Origin of the sequence: Streptomyces sp. 11-1-2, assembly GCF_003595545.1 — a bacterium.
Taxonomy (GTDB): domain Bacteria; phylum Actinomycetota; class Actinomycetes; order Streptomycetales; family Streptomycetaceae; genus Streptomyces; species Streptomyces hygroscopicus_B.
Map to the genome: position 1 here is coordinate 9,077,524 of NZ_CP022545.1, position 17,305 is coordinate 9,094,828.

At 69.4% G+C, this 17,305-nt stretch carries 14 protein-coding genes; 10 read left to right on the top strand and 4 right to left on the bottom strand.

All coding sequences use genetic code 11. From position 1 onward, the window contains the following. Positions 1–242: 242 nt before the first annotated feature. From CGL27_RS39040 to metK, 10 genes are all read left to right on the top strand, one after another. Positions 243–839 carry a hypothetical protein gene (locus CGL27_RS39040; RefSeq protein WP_119992310.1) on the top strand — a complete coding sequence of 199 codons (597 nt, stop codon included), beginning with the start codon at positions 243–245 and terminating at the stop codon, positions 837–839. Continuing rightward, the gene (carA, locus tag CGL27_RS39045; protein WP_119992311.1) at positions 836–1,975 is read left to right on the top strand and encodes a glutamine-hydrolyzing carbamoyl-phosphate synthase small subunit; all 1,140 of its coding nucleotides are present in this window, start codon (positions 836–838) and stop codon (positions 1,973–1,975) included. The genes CGL27_RS39040 and carA overlap by 4 nt, the downstream gene beginning before the upstream one ends. Next, complete coding sequence (carB, locus tag CGL27_RS39050) at positions 1,968–5,279, top strand: carbamoyl-phosphate synthase large subunit (RefSeq protein WP_119992312.1); 3,312 nt, start codon at positions 1,968–1,970, stop codon at positions 5,277–5,279. Before carA ends, carB begins: the two co-directional genes overlap by 8 nt. A gap of 161 nt (positions 5,280–5,440) precedes the next feature. Further along, positions 5,441–6,544, top strand: a complete 1,104-nt coding sequence (locus CGL27_RS39055; protein ID WP_119992313.1) for a quinone-dependent dihydroorotate dehydrogenase — start codon at positions 5,441–5,443, stop codon at positions 6,542–6,544. Positions 6,545–6,709: 165 nt separating this feature from the next. Then, the gene (gene pyrF, locus CGL27_RS39060) at positions 6,710–7,573 is read left to right on the top strand and encodes an orotidine-5'-phosphate decarboxylase (RefSeq protein WP_119992314.1); all 864 of its coding nucleotides are present in this window, start codon (positions 6,710–6,712) and stop codon (positions 7,571–7,573) included. A gap of 204 nt (positions 7,574–7,777) precedes the next feature. Then, positions 7,778–8,101: an integration host factor gene (locus CGL27_RS39065; protein ID WP_009713618.1), complete on the top strand. Its 324-nt coding sequence runs from the start codon at positions 7,778–7,780 to the stop codon at positions 8,099–8,101. Between the two features lie 48 nt (positions 8,102–8,149). Continuing rightward, positions 8,150–8,716 (top strand): guanylate kinase, encoded by a 567-nt coding sequence (gene gmk, locus CGL27_RS39070; RefSeq protein ID WP_078639846.1) that lies wholly within the window; start codon positions 8,150–8,152, stop codon positions 8,714–8,716. A gap of 46 nt (positions 8,717–8,762) precedes the next feature. Continuing rightward, positions 8,763–9,035: a DNA-directed RNA polymerase subunit omega gene (gene rpoZ / locus CGL27_RS39075; RefSeq protein WP_009713616.1), complete on the top strand. Its 273-nt coding sequence runs from the start codon at positions 8,763–8,765 to the stop codon at positions 9,033–9,035. 128 nt (positions 9,036–9,163) lie between these two features. Continuing rightward, a complete protein-coding gene (gene coaBC, locus CGL27_RS39080) occupies positions 9,164–10,372 on the top strand; it encodes a bifunctional phosphopantothenoylcysteine decarboxylase/phosphopantothenate--cysteine ligase CoaBC (protein ID WP_119992315.1) in 1,209 nt (402 codons plus the stop codon). Between the two features lie 288 nt (positions 10,373–10,660). Further along, positions 10,661–11,869, top strand: a complete 1,209-nt coding sequence (gene metK / locus CGL27_RS39090; RefSeq protein WP_078639844.1) for a methionine adenosyltransferase — start codon at positions 10,661–10,663, stop codon at positions 11,867–11,869. A gap of 67 nt (positions 11,870–11,936) precedes the next feature. On the opposite strand, the gene CGL27_RS39095 is transcribed toward metK, so the two are convergent. From CGL27_RS39095 to CGL27_RS39110, 4 genes are read right to left on the bottom strand one after another with little or no spacing between them, the layout of a single operon-like run. Then, positions 11,937–13,055: a hypothetical protein gene (locus tag CGL27_RS39095; RefSeq protein WP_119992316.1), complete on the bottom strand. Its 1,119-nt coding sequence runs from the start codon at positions 13,053–13,055 to the stop codon at positions 11,937–11,939. After that, positions 13,052–14,989: an ATP-binding protein gene (locus CGL27_RS39100; protein ID WP_119992317.1), complete on the bottom strand. Its 1,938-nt coding sequence runs from the start codon at positions 14,987–14,989 to the stop codon at positions 13,052–13,054. Before CGL27_RS39100 ends, CGL27_RS39095 begins: the two co-directional genes overlap by 4 nt. Beyond that, entirely contained in the window at positions 14,989–15,723 is a 735-nt protein-coding gene (locus CGL27_RS39105; protein ID WP_119992318.1) for a toll/interleukin-1 receptor domain-containing protein, read from the bottom strand. Before CGL27_RS39105 ends, CGL27_RS39100 begins: the two co-directional genes overlap by 1 nt. 15 nt (positions 15,724–15,738) lie before the next feature. Then, positions 15,739–17,097, bottom strand: coding sequence for a helix-turn-helix domain-containing protein (locus CGL27_RS39110; RefSeq protein WP_346345761.1), 1,359 nt, complete (start codon positions 17,095–17,097; stop codon positions 15,739–15,741). Positions 17,098–17,305: the final 208 nt, after the last annotated feature.

A 17,305-nucleotide genomic window follows, 5' to 3' on the forward strand; every position in this document is an offset into this window, starting at 1 on the left:
CGCCACTGGCTGTGGCGCTGCCGCCCGCATCTACCGAAGGGAGGACCCTTGCAGTACGGGCACGTCGGCACGTACCCACGCCGCACGGATCGGTGCGACGACTCCGGCCGCCGTCACCACCCCAACCGTCTCCACGGGCATGCCGTTTCGTGCCTTAAGGCTCAAGTGGCCGGTTTTCGTATCCTACGAGACGGGTTCGGGTCTGCGGGGCGAAATCGTCGGATTGGCATGGGAAGGTCGCTGTGAATCTCTCTCTTCTCCTCGCGGCCGAGCAGAAATCGCAGGACGTGACGGACTGGGCCGCCCGGATCGGCTGGGTCGTCGGGCTGCTGCTGGTCATCGCGCTGGTCTACTGGCTGATGCGCGAGGGCTGGAAGTGGCGCGGCACCCTCCAGGGCGGCCTCCCCGAGCTGCCCCAGGCCCCGTCCGGCCCCGGTGACCCCAAGCTCACGATGAGCGGCCGCTACCACGGCTCCACCACCGCCGGGCAGTGGCTGGACCGGATCGTCGCCCATGGGCTGGGCACCCGCAGCCGGGTCGAGCTCACCCTCACCGACCAGGGCGTGAGCGTCGTACGGCCGGGCGCCCAGGACTTCTTCATCCCCGCCGCCGAGCTGCGCGGCGCCCGGCTCGACAAGGGCATCGCGGGCAAGGTCCTCGCCGAGGGCGGGCTGCTGGTGATCACCTGGCAGCTCGGCGAGAAGCTGATCGACTCGGGCTTCCGCTCCGACCACGCCGCCGAGCACCCGGCCTGGGTCGACGCCCTCACCTCCCTGAACCACACAGACCAGAGCGACCAGAACAACCCCAGCAACCAGACGGAAGGCGCCGAACGATGACGACCTCCACCCGGGGCGCCAGCGCCCCTGCCGTACTCGTCCTGGAGGACGGCCGCACCTTCCGCGGCCGGGCCTACGGGGCCGTGGGGGAGACCTTCGGCGAGGCCGTGTTCTCCACCGGAATGACCGGCTACCAGGAGACCCTGACCGACCCCTCCTACCACCGCCAGGTCGTCGTGATGACCGCCCCGCACATCGGGAACACCGGCGTCAACGACGAGGACCCGGAGTCCAAGCGCATCTGGGTCTCCGGCTATGTGGTGCGCGACCCGGCCCGTACGCCCTCCAACTGGCGCTCCCGCCGCTCGCTCGACGAGGAGCTCACCGCCCAGGGCGTCGTCGGCATCAGCGGGATCGACACCCGCGCCCTCACCCGCCATCTGCGCGAGCGCGGCGCCATGCGGGTGGGCATCTTCTCCGGCGCGGCTGTCGCCGACGAGGCCACACTGCTCGCGAAGGTGCAGGCCGCCCCGCAGATGAAGGGCGCCGACCTCAGCGGCGAGGTCGCCACCACCGAGACCTACGTCGTCCCGGCGATCGGCACCAAGAGATTCACCGTCGCCGCGATCGACCTGGGCATCAAGGGCATGACCCCGCACCGGATGGCCGAACGCGGCATCGAGGTGCACGTCCTGCCCGCGACCGCCACCGCCGAGGACATCTACGCGGTGGGCCCGGACGGGGTCTTCTTCTCCAACGGCCCGGGCGACCCGGCCACCGCCGACCACCCCGTCTCCCTGATGCGGGCCGTGCTGGAGCGCTCCACGCCGCTGTTCGGCATCTGCTTCGGCAACCAGATCCTCGGCCGCGCGCTCGGCTTCGGCACCTTCAAGCTGAAGTACGGCCACCGCGGGATCAACCAGCCGGTGCAGGACCGCACCACCGGAAAGGTGGAGGTCACCGCGCACAACCACGGCTTCGCCGTGGACGCCCCGCTCGACGCGCCGTCCGACACCCCCTTCGGCCGCGCCGAGGTCTCCCATGTCTGCCTCAACGACAACGTGGTCGAGGGGCTGCGGCTGCTCGACCGCCCCGCGTTCAGCGTCCAGTACCACCCCGAAGCCGCCGCAGGTCCGCATGACGCCGCGTACCTTTTCGACCGCTTCGTGTCCCTGATGGAGGGCCAGCGTGCCTAAGCGCACCGACATCCAGTCCGTCCTGGTCATCGGCTCCGGCCCGATCGTCATCGGCCAGGCCGCCGAGTTCGACTACTCCGGCACCCAGGCGTGCCGGGTGCTGAAGTCCGAGGGCCTGCGGGTCATCCTGGTCAACTCCAACCCGGCCACGATCATGACCGACCCGGAGATCGCCGACGCCACCTATGTCGAGCCGATCACCCCGGAGTACGTCGAGAAGATCATCGCCAAGGAGCGCCCCGACGCGCTGCTGCCCACCCTCGGCGGCCAGACCGCGCTCAACACCGCCATCTCCCTGCACCAGGCGGGCACCCTCGACGAGTACGGCGTCGAGCTGATCGGCGCCAATGTCGAGGCGATCCACAAGGGCGAGGACCGCGACCAGTTCAAGACGGTCGTCGAGGCCGTCCGCGCCAAGATCGGCCACGGTGAGTCCGCCCGTTCGGTCATCTGCCACTCCATGGACGACATCCTCGCGGGCGTCGAGCAGCTCGGCGGCTACCCCGTCGTGGTCCGCCCCTCCTTCACCATGGGCGGCGCGGGCTCCGGCTTCGCCCACGACGAGGACGAGCTGCGCCGTATCGCCGGCCAGGGCCTGGCCCTCTCGCCGACCACCGAGGTGCTCCTGGAGGAGTCCATCCTCGGCTGGAAGGAGTACGAGCTGGAGCTGATGCGCGACCGCAACGACAACGTCGTGGTCGTCTGCTCCATCGAGAACTTCGACCCCATGGGCGTGCACACCGGTGACTCGATCACCGTGGCCCCGGCGATGACGCTCACCGACCGCGAGTACCAGATCCTGCGGGACATCGGCATCGCCGTCATCCGCGAGGTCGGCGTCGACACCGGCGGCTGCAACATCCAGTTCGCGGTCAACCCCGAGGACGGCCGGGTCATCGTCATCGAGATGAACCCGCGGGTCTCCCGCTCCTCGGCGCTCGCCTCCAAGGCCACCGGCTTCCCCATCGCCAAGATCGCCGCCCGGCTGGCCGTCGGCTACACCCTCGACGAGATCCCCAACGACATCACCGAGCAGACCCCGGCGTCCTTCGAGCCCACGCTCGACTACGTCGTGGTCAAGGTGCCGCGCTTCGCCTTCGAGAAGTTCCCGGTCGCCGACGCCCGGCTCACCACCACCATGAAGTCGGTCGGCGAGGCCATGGCCATCGGCCGCAACTTCACCGAGGCGCTGCAGAAGGCACTGCGCTCGCTGGAGAAGAAGGGCAGCCAGTTCGACTTCACCGGGGAGCCCGGGAACAAGGCCGAGCTGCTGACCAAGGCCGCCGTCCCGACCGACGGGCGGATCAACACCGTGATGGGGGCGATCCGCGCCGGGGCCACCCAGCAGGAGGTCTTCGACGCCACCCGGATCGACCCGTGGTTCGTGGACCAGCTCTTCCTGATCAACGAGATCGCGGACGAGGTCGCCGCCGCCGACAAGCTCGGCCCCGAGCTGCTCGCCGAGGCCAAGCGGCACGGCTTCTCCGACGCCCAGATCGCGGGGATCCGCTCGCTGCGCGAGGACGTGGTCCGCGAGGTCCGGCACGCGCTGGGCATCCGGCCCGTCTACAAGACGGTCGACACCTGCGCCGCCGAGTTCGCCGCCAGGACCCCGTACTTCTACTCCTCCTACGACGAGGAGTCCGAGGTCGCCCCGCGCGAGACCCCCGCGGTGATCATCCTCGGCTCGGGCCCCAACCGCATCGGCCAGGGCATCGAGTTCGACTACTCCTGCGTCCACGCCTCCTTCGCGCTGCACGACGCGGGCTATGAGACCGTCATGGTCAACTGCAACCCGGAGACCGTCTCCACCGACTACGACACCTCCGACCGGCTCTACTTCGAGCCGCTCACCCTGGAGGACGTGCTGGAGATCGTCCACGCCGAGCAGCAGGCGGGCCCGGTCGCCGGTGTGATCGTCCAGCTCGGCGGCCAGACCCCGCTGGGCCTCGCCCAGGCGCTCAAGGACAACGGCGTGCCGATCGTCGGCACCTCGCCCGAGGCGATCAACCTCGCCGAGGAGCGCGGCGCCTTCGGCCGGGTGCTCACCGAGGCCGGGCTGCCCGCGCCCAAGTACGGCACCGCCTTCTCCTTCGGGCAGGCCAAGGGCATCGCCGCCGAGATCGGCTACCCGGTCATGGTCCGCCCCTCCTACGTCCTCGGCGGCCGCGGCATGGAGATCGTCTACGACGAGCCCTCGCTCGCCGCGTACCTGGAGCGGCACGCCGGGCTGATCTCCGAGCACCCCGTGCTCATCGACCGCTTCCTCGACGACGCCATAGAGATCGACGTGGACGCGCTCTACGACGGCGAGGAGCTCTACCTCGGCGGCGTCATGGAGCACATCGAGGAGGCCGGGATCCACTCCGGCGACTCGGCCTGCGCCCTGCCCCCGATCACCCTCGGCGGCTTCGACATCAAGCGGCTGCGCGCCTCGACCGAGGCCATCGCGCGCGGTGTGGGCGTCCGCGGGCTGATCAACATCCAGTTCGCGCTGGCCGGGGACATTCTGTACGTATTGGAGGCGAACCCGCGCGCCTCCCGTACCGTCCCCTTCACCTCCAAGGCCACCGCCGTACCGCTGGCCAAGGCCGCCGCCCGGATCTCGCTGGGCACCACCATCGCCGAGCTGCGCGCCGAGGGGCTGCTGCCCTCCAGCGGCGACGGCGGCACGCTGCCGTTGGACGCGCCGATCTCCGTCAAGGAGGCCGTGATGCCGTGGTCGCGGTTCCGGGACGCCTCCGGGCGCGGGGTGGACACCATCCTCGGCCCGGAGATGCGCTCGACCGGTGAGGTCATGGGCATCGACTCGGTCTTCGGCGCGGCCTACGCCAAGTCGCAGGCCGGGGCGTACGGCGCGCTGCCGACCAAGGGGCGCGCGTTCGTCTCCGTCGCCAACCGCGACAAGCGTTCGATGATCTTCCCGGCCCGGGAGCTGGTCGGCCTCGGCTTCGAGCTGCTGGCCACCTCGGGCACGGCGGAGGTGCTCAAGCGCAACGGGATCAACGCGACCGTGGTGCGCAAGCACAGCGAGGGCGAGGGCCCGAACGGCGAGAAGACCATCGTCCAGCTCATCCACGAGGGCGAGGTCGACCTGATCGTCAACACCCCGTACGGCACCGGGGGGCGGCTGGACGGCTATGACATCCGTACGGCGTCCGTCGCCCGTGGGGTGCCCTGCCTGACCACCGTCCAGGCGCTCGCGGCCGCCGTCCAGGGCATCGAGGCGCTGGGCCGGGGCGCGGTCGGCGTCCGATCGCTCCAGGAACACGCGGAACATCTGACCGCCGCCCGCGAGGAGTGAGGCGAGGGAGGGGGACACCGGCCGGTGTCCCCCTCTTCATGAGCCCACCCTTCTCCTGAGCCCTGAGCCCTGAGCCCTGAGCCCTGAGCCCTGAGCTATGAGCCCTGAGCCCTTGAGCCCTTCATGAGCCCGTCCCTTCGCTTCCGCGCAGAAAGCCCTCCATGTACGCGCTCCTCTTCAACCTGATCTTCCGGCGCATGGACCCGGAGAAGGCCCATCACCTGGCCTTCTCCTGGATCCGGCTGGCCGCCCGCGTCCCCGTCCTGCGGACGTTCGCCGCCGCCGTCCTCGCCCCCCGCCACCCGGCGCTGCGCACCGAGGCGCTGGGCCTGCGGATGCACGGGCCCTTCGGGCTCGCCGCCGGATTCGACAAGAACGCCGCCGGAATCGACGGCATGGCCATGCTGGGCTTCGACCATGTCGAGATCGGCACGGTCACCGCCCAGCCGCAGCCCGGCAACCCCAAGCGGCGGCTCTTCCGGCTGGTCGCCGACCGGGCCCTGATCAACCGGATGGGCTTCAACAACGAGGGTTCGGCGGCGGTCGCGGCCCGCCTCGCGGCCCGGCGCCCGGCCTTCGCCACGACGGTCGGCGTCAACATCGGCAAGACCAAGGTCGTCCCGGAGGCGGAGGCCGTCGCCGACTATGTGACCTCCACCGAGCGGCTCGCCGCCCACGCCGACTACCTCGTCGTCAACGTCTCCTCGCCCAATACCCCCGGACTGCGGAATCTCCAGGCCGTGGACCATCTGCGGCCGCTGCTGACCGCGGTCCGCGAGGCCGCGGACCGTACGGTCACCGATCGCCGGGTGCCACTTCTGGTCAAAATCGCGCCGGATCTCGCCGACGAGGACGTGGACGCGGTCGCCGATCTGGCGGTCGAGCTCGGCCTGGACGGCATCATCGCCACGAACACGACCATCGCGCGCGACGGCCTCGGCCTCACGTCCGACTCGCGGCTCACCGCCGAGACCGGCGGCCTGTCCGGCGCCCCCCTCAAGGCGCGCTCCCTGGAGGTGCTGAGCCGTCTGTACGCCCGTGTGGGGGACCGGCTGACCCTGGTCGGGGTCGGCGGGATCGAGACCGCGGAGGACGCCTGGGAGCGGATTCTGGCCGGTGCCACGCTGGTGCAGGGCTACAGCGCCTTCATCTACCGGGGCCCGTTCTGGTGCCGTGAGATCCACCGTGGCCTCGCGGACCGCCTGGCCGCGAGCCCGTACGCCACCCTCGCCGACGCGGTCGGCGCCGATGCCGCCGCCGCGTAATGCCTCCGGCGGCGTTGTTCCCCACCCCCGCCCCTTCCCGAACCGGGGGCGAGCCCCCGGGCCCCCGCCGGGGCTCCGCCCCGGACCCCGCTCCTCAAGCGCCGGAGGGGCTGGGAGGTTGCCCCTTCGATCGCCGGAGGGGTTGAATTTCCTGAGGAGAGACCCATGACGACCCCCGCCCCCACCCCCTTCGGCGCGCGTCTGCGCCAGGCCATGGACGCCCGCGGCCCGCTGTGCGTCGGCATCGACCCGCATGCCTCCCTGCTCGCCGACTGGGGCCTGGGGGACGATATCGCGGGGCTCGAGCGGTTCACGAGGACCGTCGTGGAGGCCCTCGCCGAGCGGGTCGCCGTCCTCAAGCCGCAGTCGGCCTTCTTCGAGCGGTTCGGCTCGCGCGGCATCGCGGTGCTGGAGCGGGCCGTCGCCGACGCCCGGGCCGCCGGGGCGCTGGTGCTGATGGACGCCAAGCGCGGCGATATCGGGTCGACCATGGCCGCGTACGCCTCCGCCTATCTGGATCCGGCCGGCCCGCTGTTCTCGGACGCGGTCACCGTCAGCCCCTACCTCGGCTTCGGCTCGCTGCGCCCGGCGCTGGACGCGGCGCGGGCGGCGGGGGCGGGCGTCTTCGTGCTGGCGCTGACCTCCAACCCGGAGGGCACCGAGGTGCAGCACGCGGTACGGCCCGACGGTTCGACCGTCGCGGCCACCGTGCTGAGGGCGCTCAAGGCCGAGAACGCGGCCGAGGCCGCCGAGGGCCGACTCGGCTCGTACGGGGCGGTCGTCGGCGCGACGCTGGGCAGGGCGCCGGAGGAGGCGTGCGTCGATCTGGCGATCGACGGGCCGCTGCTGGCCCCCGGCATCGGCGCCCAGGGCGCGACCCCCGCCGATCTTCCGGCGGTCTTCGGCCCGGCGATCAAAAATGTCGTTCCGAGCGTCAGCAGAGGGGTGCTCCGGCATGGTCCGGACGCCGCGTCGCTGGTCGCGGCGGCCTCCCGAATGGCTGAGGAAGTGCGTGCTGTGGCCGAATAACCCGGCTACTTTGTCCGTAAATGTCCGAGTCGAGCGAGTCTGACCAGGACTTTTCGTCTGTTCTCGCTGACTGGAGCGGGATCGGCCGCTAGTCTCCGACGAGAGCGAACGCGCTGCTGCGTTGCGCGTTGCTCCCCAGGTGAGGGGCGACTAGGTTCCTCACCGGTCCATATCCGACAGTTCGACATCCGAGGTGACGTAGGCGTGGCTCTTCCGCCCCTTACCCCTGAACAGCGCGCAGCCGCGCTCGAAAAGGCCGCCGCGGCTCGCCGGGAGCGCGCCGAGGTCAAGAATCGACTCAAGCACTCCGGCGCATCCCTGCACGAGGTCATCAAGCAGGGCCAGGAGAACGACGTCATCGGCAAGATGAAGGTGTCCGCTCTCCTCGAGTCCCTGCCCGGCGTCGGCAAGGTCCGCGCCAAGCAGATCATGGAGCGGCTCGGCATCTCCGAGAGCCGTCGTGTGCGGGGTCTGGGCTCCAACCAGATCGCGTCACTCGAGCGTGAGTTCGGCGGCGCCGCCGGCTGACGCGGCCCGGCGTTTCCAGGCACTCCCGGGAACCTGGATAATCGCTCCATGGCAGCACACTCCGCACGACCGCGACTGACCGTGCTCTCCGGCCCCTCAGGGGTCGGCAAGAGCACGGTCGTCGCTCATATGCGCAAAGAACATCCCGAGGTCTGGCTCTCGGTCTCCGCCACGACCCGCCGACCGCGCCCCGGGGAGCGGGACGGCGTCCACTATTTCTTCGTGGACGACGGGGAGTTCGACAAGCTCATAGCCAATGGTGAGCTGCTGGAGTGGGCCGAATTCGCGGGCAACCGCTACGGCACCCCGCGCGAGGCGGTCATGGACCGGCTCGGCGCGGGCGAGCCGGTGCTGCTGGAGATCGATCTGCAGGGCGCACGGCAGATCCGCGAGTCCATGCCGGAGGCGCAGCTGGTCTTCCTCGCGCCGCCGAGCTGGGAGGAGCTGGTGCGCCGGCTCACCGGCCGGGGCACCGAGGCGCCCGAGGTCATCGAGCGGCGCCTGGAGGCCGCCCGGACCGAGCTGGCTGCCGAGTCCGAGTTCGATACGACCTTGGTCAATACCTCCGTCGAGGACGTGGCAAATGAGCTGCTAGCCTTGATGCGAGTGGCTTGATCTTCGATTCACTCTTGCCATGAGGCGTAATAAGGAAGGCTAGAGAGTGTCCTCTCCCATGACCGCGCCCGAGGGGATCATCAACCCTCCGATTGATGAGCTGCTCGAGGCCACCGACTCCAAGTACAGCCTGGTGATCTACGCGGCCAAGCGCGCGCGGCAGATCAACGCGTACTACTCCCAGCTTGGCGAGGGCCTGCTCGAGTACGTCGGTCCCCTCGTGGACACCCACGTCCACGAGAAGCCGCTCTCGATCGCGCTCCGCGAGATCAACGCGGGCCTGCTGACCTCCGAGGCCATCGAGGGCCCGGCCCAGTAGGTTTCGATCGCTTCACCCACGGCCCGGCAGTGACTGCCGGGCTCGTGGTGTGTCATGGGTACGTGACGCGACCCGGCGTACCGTGACTGGACGTACGACGGACGACGTACCCGGTGGGGAGCCGAGCGATGGACAAGCCCAAAGTGGTCCTGGGCGTCAGTGGCGGGATCGCCGCCTACAAGGCGTGTGAGCTGCTGCGCCGCCTCACCGAGTCCGGCCATGACGTACGCGTCGTGCCGACCGCCTCGGCGCTGCACTTCGTCGGCGAGGCCACCTGGTCGGCGCTGTCCGGGCATCCGGCGGCGACCGAGGTGTGGGACTCCGTCCACGAGGTGCCGCACGTCCGCATCGGCCAGTCCGCCGATCTGGTCGTGATCGCCCCCGCCACCACCGATCTGCTCGCCAAGGCCGCCCATGGCCTGGCGGACGATCTGCTCACCAATACGCTGCTCACCGCGCGCTGCCCGGTCGTCTTCGCGCCCGCGATGCACACCGAGATGTGGGAGCACCCCGCCACCCGGGTAAACGTGGCGACCCTGCGCCGCCGCGGCGCGGTCGTCATCGAACCCGCCGTGGGGCGGCTCACCGGTGTGGACACCGGTAAGGGGCGGCTGCCGGACCCCGGGGAGATCTTCGAGGTCTGCCGCCGGGTGCTGGCCCGCGGCGCCGAGGAGCACACCACCGATCTGGCCGGCCGCCATGTCGTGGTGAGCGCCGGGGGCACTCGCGAGCCGCTGGACCCGGTGCGCTACCTCGGTAACCGCTCCACCGGTCGGCAGGGGTACGCCCTGGCCCGGGCCGCCGTCGCCCGGGGCGCGCGCGTGACACTTGTCTCGGCCAACAGTGAGCTGCCCGACCCGGCCGGCGCCGATGTGGTGCGCGCGGGCACCGCCGCGCAGCTACGGGAGGCCGTGCTCAAGGCCGCCGCGGACGCCGACGCCGTGGTGATGGCCGCCGCCGTCGCCGACTTCCGCCCCGCGCACTACGCCGAGGGCAAGATCAAGAAGCGGGACGGCCAGGAGCCCGAGCCGATCGCCCTCGTACGGAATCCGGACATCCTCGCGGAGATTTCCGCGGCGCGCGCCCGCCCCGGCCAGATCGTGGTCGGCTTCGCCGCCGAAACCGACGATGTGCTCGCCAACGGCCGCGCCAAGCTCGCCCGCAAGGGCTGCGATCTGCTGGTGGTGAACGAGGTCGGGGAGCACAAGACCTTCGGCGCCGAGACCAACGAGGCCGTGGTGCTCGGCGCCGACGGCACCGAGACGTCCGTGCCGTACGGCCCCAAGGGCGCGCTCGCCGACACCGTCTGGGACCTGGTGACCGGCCGCCTGGGATGAGCCCGGCCCGGGCGTCCGGCGCGCCTCACGCAGAGCCCGGCGGACGCCCTCGGCGGGGTCCGTACTGCGGCCGATCGGGCTCATGACACGTGCCTGCCACGGCGGGGTGGGGCTGTATTTCGGCTTGAGGCAAGGTATGTTCCCGGTCACGGGCCTGCCCGTTCTGTGGGACGGGGATGCTTGACCGGTGGACGTGCCGGATAAACTGGCCCAGGAACCGCACCGGGCGCAGCTCCCGAGCGGTCCGACCATGATCAGCCAGCAGCCGCTGCAACCCCAGGGAGCGATGTGTCCCGCCGCCTGTTCACCTCGGAATCCGTGACCGAGGGTCACCCCGACAAGATCGCTGACCAGATCAGCGACACCATCCTCGACGCCCTTCTCAAGGAGGACCCGACCTCCCGGGTCGCCGTCGAGACGTTGATCACCACCGGCCTGGTGCATGTGGCCGGCGAGGTGACCACCAAGGCGTACGCCCCGATCGCGACGCTCGTGCGGAACAAGATCCTTGACATCGGCTACGACTCGTCGAAGAAGGGCTTCGACGGCGCCTCCTGCGGCGTCTCGGTGTCGATCGGCTCACAGTCCCCCGACATCGCCCAGGGTGTGGACTCCGCCTACGAGCTCCGGGTCGAGGGCGACGAAGACGAGCTGGACAAGCAGGGCGCGGGCGACCAGGGCCTGATGTTCGGGTACGCCTGCGACGAGACGCCCGAGCTGATGCCGCTGCCGATCAACCTGGCGCACCGGCTCTCCCGCCGGCTGTCCGACGTCCGCAAGAACGGGACCATCCCCTACCTGCGCCCCGACGGCAAGACCCAGGTCACCGTCGAGTACGACGGCCACAAGGCGGTCCGCCTGGACACCGTCGTCGTCTCCTCGCAGCACGCCTCCGACATCGACCTGGACTCGCTGCTGGCGCCCGACATCCGGGAATTCGTGGTCGAGCACGTGCTGAACGAGCTGGTCGAGGACGGCATCAAGCTCGACACCGAGGGCTACCGCCTGCTGGTCAACCCGACCGGGCGCTTCGAGATCGGCGGCCCGATGGGCGATGCCGGCCTCACCGGCCGCAAGATCATCATCGACACCTACGGCGGCATGTCCCGCCACGGCGGCGGCGCCTTCTCCGGTAAGGACCCCTCCAAGGTCGACCGCTCCGCCGCCTACGCCATGCGCTGGGTCGCCAAGAACGTGGTGGCCGCCGGCCTCGCCCAGCGCTGCGAGGTGCAGGTCGCGTACGCCATCGGCAAGGCCGAGCCGGTCGGCCTCTTCGTCGAGACCTTCGGCACCGCCGCGGTCGACGCCGAGAAGATCGAGAAGGCCATCTCCGAGGTCTTCGACCTCCGCCCGGCCGCGATCATCCGCGACCTCGACCTGCTGCGCCCGATCTACGCCCAGACCGCGGCGTACGGCCACTTCGGCCGCGAGATCCCCGACTTCACCTGGGAGCGCACCGACCGCGTCGACGCCCTTCGCGCGGCGGCGGGCCTGTAGGACCCCCGCTCGGCCACGCTTTCGGCGAAGGCCCGGACGCCTCTCGGCGTCCGGGCCTTCGCGTGCCTCAGATGGCCTCGGCGTCAGGGTCGGGACTGGCGGCGTCGATATCCGTGTCCGGGTCAGGCGGAGGCGGGGGTTCGTCGAAGCGCTGCCTGACCTCCTCCGCGATGTCCGCATGGCCTTGTGCGTGCAGCGCGTCGGCGATCCGCCGCCCGAGCATCGCGCGACCGTCGGAGTCCTCTTCCAGCCCCAGCAGGTCCATCGCCCGCTCCAAGAGGTCCGTCACGCTCGCCTCTTCGAATGCACGTTCGGTTCGGAAGGGTCCGTCGTAGAACAGGTCGTGGGGCGAGGGCCGGCTGGCTGCCCATTCCGGCTCTCGTTCCGGTGGGAGATCGCCCAGGAGGTGTCGGTATCGTTCGGGGATCTCCGTGTTGTTCGCCGCGGATGACAGCTGTGCAAGGGGACCGATGAGGTTGACGGCCTTCTCGACATGGTCGTCGTTCTTCGCCATCCACCACACGACGGCGCTGCCGGGGTCCTTGAGTACGTCCTCACCGAGGTACGCGCGCTTATTGCGCTCGTAATTGCGCTCGTGCTCCCAGACCTCCTCGTCCTTGCGTACGGTCGAGAGCTTGTGCAGCCGCTCGATGTCCGCCTCGCTGAGCCTGAGCGTGACGTCCTCCGCCAGTGCCTTCACCCTCCCGGTCGAATCGGCGGCCATTGTGCCGAGCGCTCCGTTGAGCTGGTGCTGAGCGAGCGAGCTCCGATGCGGAGGCTGCGTTGCGGTGATCCGCCGTGCCCGGTCGAGCACGGCGTCGACCGCGAGCGCGCTCGGGTTGACGTATGGAGCGTCGGGTGAGGAGCCCCCCGGGCACCAGCGGACCGTGGCGGAGAACAGAAAGTCGTAGTCGGGCACGGCGCTGGGCAGCGCCACCTCGCTCACGACGCATTCCCAACGTTCCGGCTCAGGGATGGGCAGATCGGGCTCCAGCGTGCGGTCCGGGGGAATCGGCCCATGGGACGGGCCCGCCGCTCTGGCGGCCAGTGCCGAGGCTGTCAGGAGCAGAATGGCGACGACGGCCCAGATCCATAGGGGCCAGTTCATCAGCAGGCCGACGATGGCGAGGGCCAGCCCGCAGATGACGGTCAGGAAAGCCGTCATGGTCTTGTGGCCAGAACTCATGGGACGCGCTCCTGGGTCTGGATGCCCTGGGCGGCATCGATCTTTTGCGCGAAGCGATGGGCGAGCCGGCGGTGCTCGGCCCCATCGGTGGGTGAGGCCGAGGCCCAGTTTCGTGAGATGACGTAGAGCCCGTTGAAGGCATCAGTGCGTTGTTCGCAGGCGTCGACCAGTACGTCCAGCAGTGCCTCGCGGTGCGTGGCCGTCGCACCCGCGGCGTTCAGCCACGCTTCCACAGGCGCCCGCCACGCCTCGCGTGGGTGTGCTCGGAGCATGGCGGCCCAGCTCTTGGCGAGCAAGCTTCGTACCGCCACACTGACGTAGAGAGCGCGCGTGCGGGATGCGGAGTCGGCGAGGGCCCTAAAGATCTCGGCGTCGATTGGATATCGCTCGATGTCGATGCGTTCCAGCAGCAGACGGAATAGGCGCCCGTCACTCCGCGCGAGGGTGAGCAGTTCGTCTTTGGCTTGAGACTTGGCGGCTTCTTCCTCCCGCCGGGCCAAGTGATGCAGGCGTACCAAGGCCTGGTCGGGGTGACGCACGGACATCACCTTGGAGCAGACAGTGATGAGGGCGTGTCTCCGCCACTTGGGCAGATTGGCGATGAGCGACGAATCGTAGATCTTTCGACGGAAGACATGGCCGTACCGGTCGTGTCGGAGTCCTTCAGCCAGAGCCTGGGTCGCGTCCGCCAGGACATCACCCGTGGAGTTCGGCCTGGTCCATTGCTCGGCCAACCACCACAGATCCTCCGGGCGGTCCGTCCGCAGAGCCTGCTCGGCGAATCGCTTGATCAGCGCGGCGCGGGAGTCCTGGCCGAGCCAGTACACGCAGTCCCGTACCCACTGGCGGAAGCCGTCCCGTAGGTCCGGGAAGTACGTCCAGAAGTGGGCGCGGACGGCAGGGTCGTAGGCCCAGGTCCTGAAATGGACCCGACCGTCCGGATCGGTGGTGGCTCCGATCTCGGTGAACTGCCGGGTCAGATCGGTGTGATTCAGCCGGGGGTCCTCGGGGTCCGGGTGGCCCACCACTCTAAGCAGAGAGGTGGCCCCTCGGAGGACGGCGTCGGGCGTTGACTCGTGGAACATGGCCAGGGACAGGAGCAGAGCTCGTTGCCGTCCGTCCTGGTGGGAAGCCAAGAATGCCGCCACTTCGTCGCCGCGATTGTTGAGCGCGGCAAGGGTCTCCTTGGCCCACTGAGCGAAGGTGTCGCCGGGATCACCGTCGTCCCTGGCGCGGCGTATGAGGTCGGCCAGTCTCGCGAGTTCCCCCGCTCCCGACTTCGCCGTGTAGCGCGCCAGGTCCGGCGATGTCAGATCAGTGAGAGCGGGGTGGATGCCATCGACCCGCAGATGCCGCATGAGCAGATCGTTTGCTTCTGGCCGCTCGATGTCGGCGGTGAACGCCAGGAAGTCGGTCCGTCGAGTCTGCTCCGCCTGCTGGGGCAGCACGGTCACAAGCCGCGCGCCGCGCCGCTGTACCTGCGACCGGAACCCGGAGAGTTCGCTCTGAACCGCGCTGTAGCGGATCTCGTCGATTTCGCACAGGTCCAGCAGTATGCGGTCGCCCTCGCCGACAGCGTCGGGTCTCAGGAAGGGTGCCTTGTCCTCGATGTCGAGTTCGTGGATCCCACCAGAGTCCTCGGCCAGCTGGTGCAGCAGCATGAGTGCCGCCGTCCGTCGGCCGCTGCCCGGTGGGCCGGAGAGCAGTACGGTGCCGTGCCGGAGCAGAAGGTCGCGAGCCTGAGCGAACCCTTTCGGGGCGACGAAGCGCTGGGAGAGGCCGTCGAGCTGGTCCTGGGCGATGGTGTGTGGGTCCTTGCCGCGGGTTCCCACCCGTGCTGAGGCGGCATAGAGGTAAAAATTGTACTGATTGCCGTCGCCTGTATGGGTGGCCCCATGGGATTCACGGACGTATGTGCCCGTGGCCTCACGCATCACTCGTCGTCCTCGCAGCGGCGGGTGGCGCCGAACTGGACGCCTCCATGGTTGTCTCCGGCGACGTAGTTGGTGTTCTCGCCCTGGAACTGAGGCCCGTTGACTTGCTGCCCGCTGCCGGTGTGAAGTGGGCCGTTGGACTCCTGGACGAACGTTCCGACCGTGCCCTGGACGTAGCCGATGCCACCGCGCTGATCGTGATTGCTCGCCCCGGTTTCCCGTGTGGTCTTCGGGATTGCCGCTTGCTTGTCCAGGTCTGCCAGCCTAGGTACCTGTTTGATGAGCCGGTCGGCCAGTCGGTCGATGTCGGTCCCCGGGCTGCGTAACGAGAACCGTTCGTACTGGCACTCGGCCAGCCTCCGTAGCGACGTCGGCAGCCGGCGCTGGTCGAGCTGCTCCATTTTCCGTCCCAGGAGGACCGGAACGACGAGCACTCCGTGGGCGAATGCCTCCTCGATCTCCCGCCGCACCCAGTCCTTAGGGCTGTTCAGCGCCCGGCGTCCCGGTCGGTCCCGCTCCGGTGCGTCAAGCCACAGCTCGCCGATGAGTGCGAGCAGGACACTGCTCCCCCGGACGCCGCTCAACATGGTGTCGATGTAGTTGGCGCCGGGATCGATGGACTTGGTGGCTCGGAATACGCTTTCGGTCCCGAATCGTGCCGAGAGCTTCTCGTCGAAGATGAAGGCGGCTTCCTTTCCGTCCTTGGTGCGGTAGTTGAGAAACACTTCTTCCATGGGTCTGGGCCCTTCCTAAGCAGCTGTGGCGGTCAGAACGGCGGACAGATCCGGGCTGAGGGAGCGGACCGAGGCGTTTCGCGGATGACGTCCCAGGACCCGGGCGAGACGGCGCAGGTCGGCGCCGATCGTGGCGGAGTGCACGAGCCCGACCGTCCCGAGGAGGCCGCGTGTCAGCTCGCAGGCGTGGTCGATGTCCCCTGCCGTGGCATGGGCCAGAGCGAGCCGGACGCCGTACCGGGACCGGGAGCGCAGCGCGTGTCCCGGGAGCTTGGCCGTCTCCTGACCCAGGGTCTCGGCGGCCTGCTGGGGCCGGCCCAGCTCGTACAAGCACCAGCCGGTGAACATGGACACGACGTCGGTCAGTTGTGAGGTGCCGATCACCGGCACGTCCTGCTCTCTGGCATCGAGGGCCAGCAGCTCACGAGCCTGGTCCAGACTTCGCCTACACGCCGCATAGTCTCCGGCCACGGCATGGCTCTGAGCCAGCTTCTGCGCCGCCAGTCCCCGGACACGGGGCGGTGCGTCACCGTCGCGTGCGTCCTCGGCCAGCGCGATGGCCTTGGCCACGTCGCCTGCGAAGAGGCTGATCAGCGCGTGGCGGACGAGGCCGTACGTGGCGAGCCCTTTGTCCTCGCACGCTGTGGCCAGTGCCACCGCCCGGTCGGTCCACCACAGAGCGGCCTCGTCGTTCCCCGACTCCTGGGCCATCCAGCCCGTGTATTCGGCGTACCGGGACGCGAGTACCAGCAGCTCGCGGCGCGCGCGGGGGCCGGAACAGGAGGCCAACTGCTCCAGGGAATGGGTCTGGGCGATCAGCGACGGCAGCACCGCCCCCGGCCCTGCTGCCTGGCCGAGCTGTCGGAACTGGACGAATAACGCCTTGGAGGCGTCGACCAGGCTCATGCCGCCGGCCTCGGCCGACAGACGAATGCCATCGACTCCCATCGCTAGGAAGGAGGACGCTCCCGCCGCGATGACCTGGCGGCGGTCCATCTGTTGGAAGGAGCTCGATCCGTTCTTACCCAAGCGCATCAACCACACCTCACCGTCCTGGCTGGAATCCGGTACGCCGCGGGCCGCCGGAGCCTGGTTGGGCACCAGGTCGGCCAGCGCGCCTCCGGCCTTCAAATGCGTGTCGCAGAGCCTGGCCAGCTCCGGTGTGGGGCGCTTGAGCCCCCGCTCCACCTTGCTCAGCTGGCCCTTGCTGTAGTGCACCAACTTGCTCAGCCGCTCCAGCGAAAGCTCCGCCGCGAGACGTCGCCTGCGTAGCTCTCGCCCGAACTCGTGCGACTGCTCCAACACATCGACCTCCGTGACCGTCCACCGGAGCAGCCAGCGGCCATCGCGTGTCAGATTGCGGCCGGGCAGCACGATGGAACAAGGCGAAATTGGGGGTTTCCCGTTTCCTCTTGGCAGGGAAGTGCAATCGGCCCGGCCTGTCGAGATGGCCGAGCGGTGACCGGACGTCGCGTCCCTGTCCGTGGCTTCTGGTAGGACTGAAGCTGTGAGCAGGGACAACGAGCGGCCGAAGGATCCGGCGGAGGCGTCGGAGGGGAGCAGCTCGCGCTCATTCGGGAGA

Coding starts and splice junctions, on each gene's coding strand:
- CGL27_RS39095 (WP_119992316.1), bottom strand. CDS start 13,055: ATGAGTTCTGGCCACAAGACCATGACGGCTTTCCTGACCGTCATCTGC.
- CGL27_RS39105 (WP_119992318.1), bottom strand. CDS start 15,723: ATGGAAGAAGTGTTTCTCAACTACCGCACCAAGGACGGAAAGGAAGCC.
- carA (WP_119992311.1), top strand. CDS start 836: ATGACGACCTCCACCCGGGGCGCCAGCGCCCCTGCCGTACTCGTCCTG.
- gmk (WP_078639846.1), top strand. CDS start 8,150: ATGGCAGCACACTCCGCACGACCGCGACTGACCGTGCTCTCCGGCCCC.
- pyrF (WP_119992314.1), top strand. CDS start 6,710: ATGACGACCCCCGCCCCCACCCCCTTCGGCGCGCGTCTGCGCCAGGCC.
- CGL27_RS39055 (WP_119992313.1), top strand. CDS start 5,441: ATGTACGCGCTCCTCTTCAACCTGATCTTCCGGCGCATGGACCCGGAG.
- coaBC (WP_119992315.1), top strand. CDS start 9,164: ATGGACAAGCCCAAAGTGGTCCTGGGCGTCAGTGGCGGGATCGCCGCC.
- CGL27_RS39100 (WP_119992317.1), bottom strand. CDS start 14,989: ATGCGTGAGGCCACGGGCACATACGTCCGTGAATCCCATGGGGCCACC.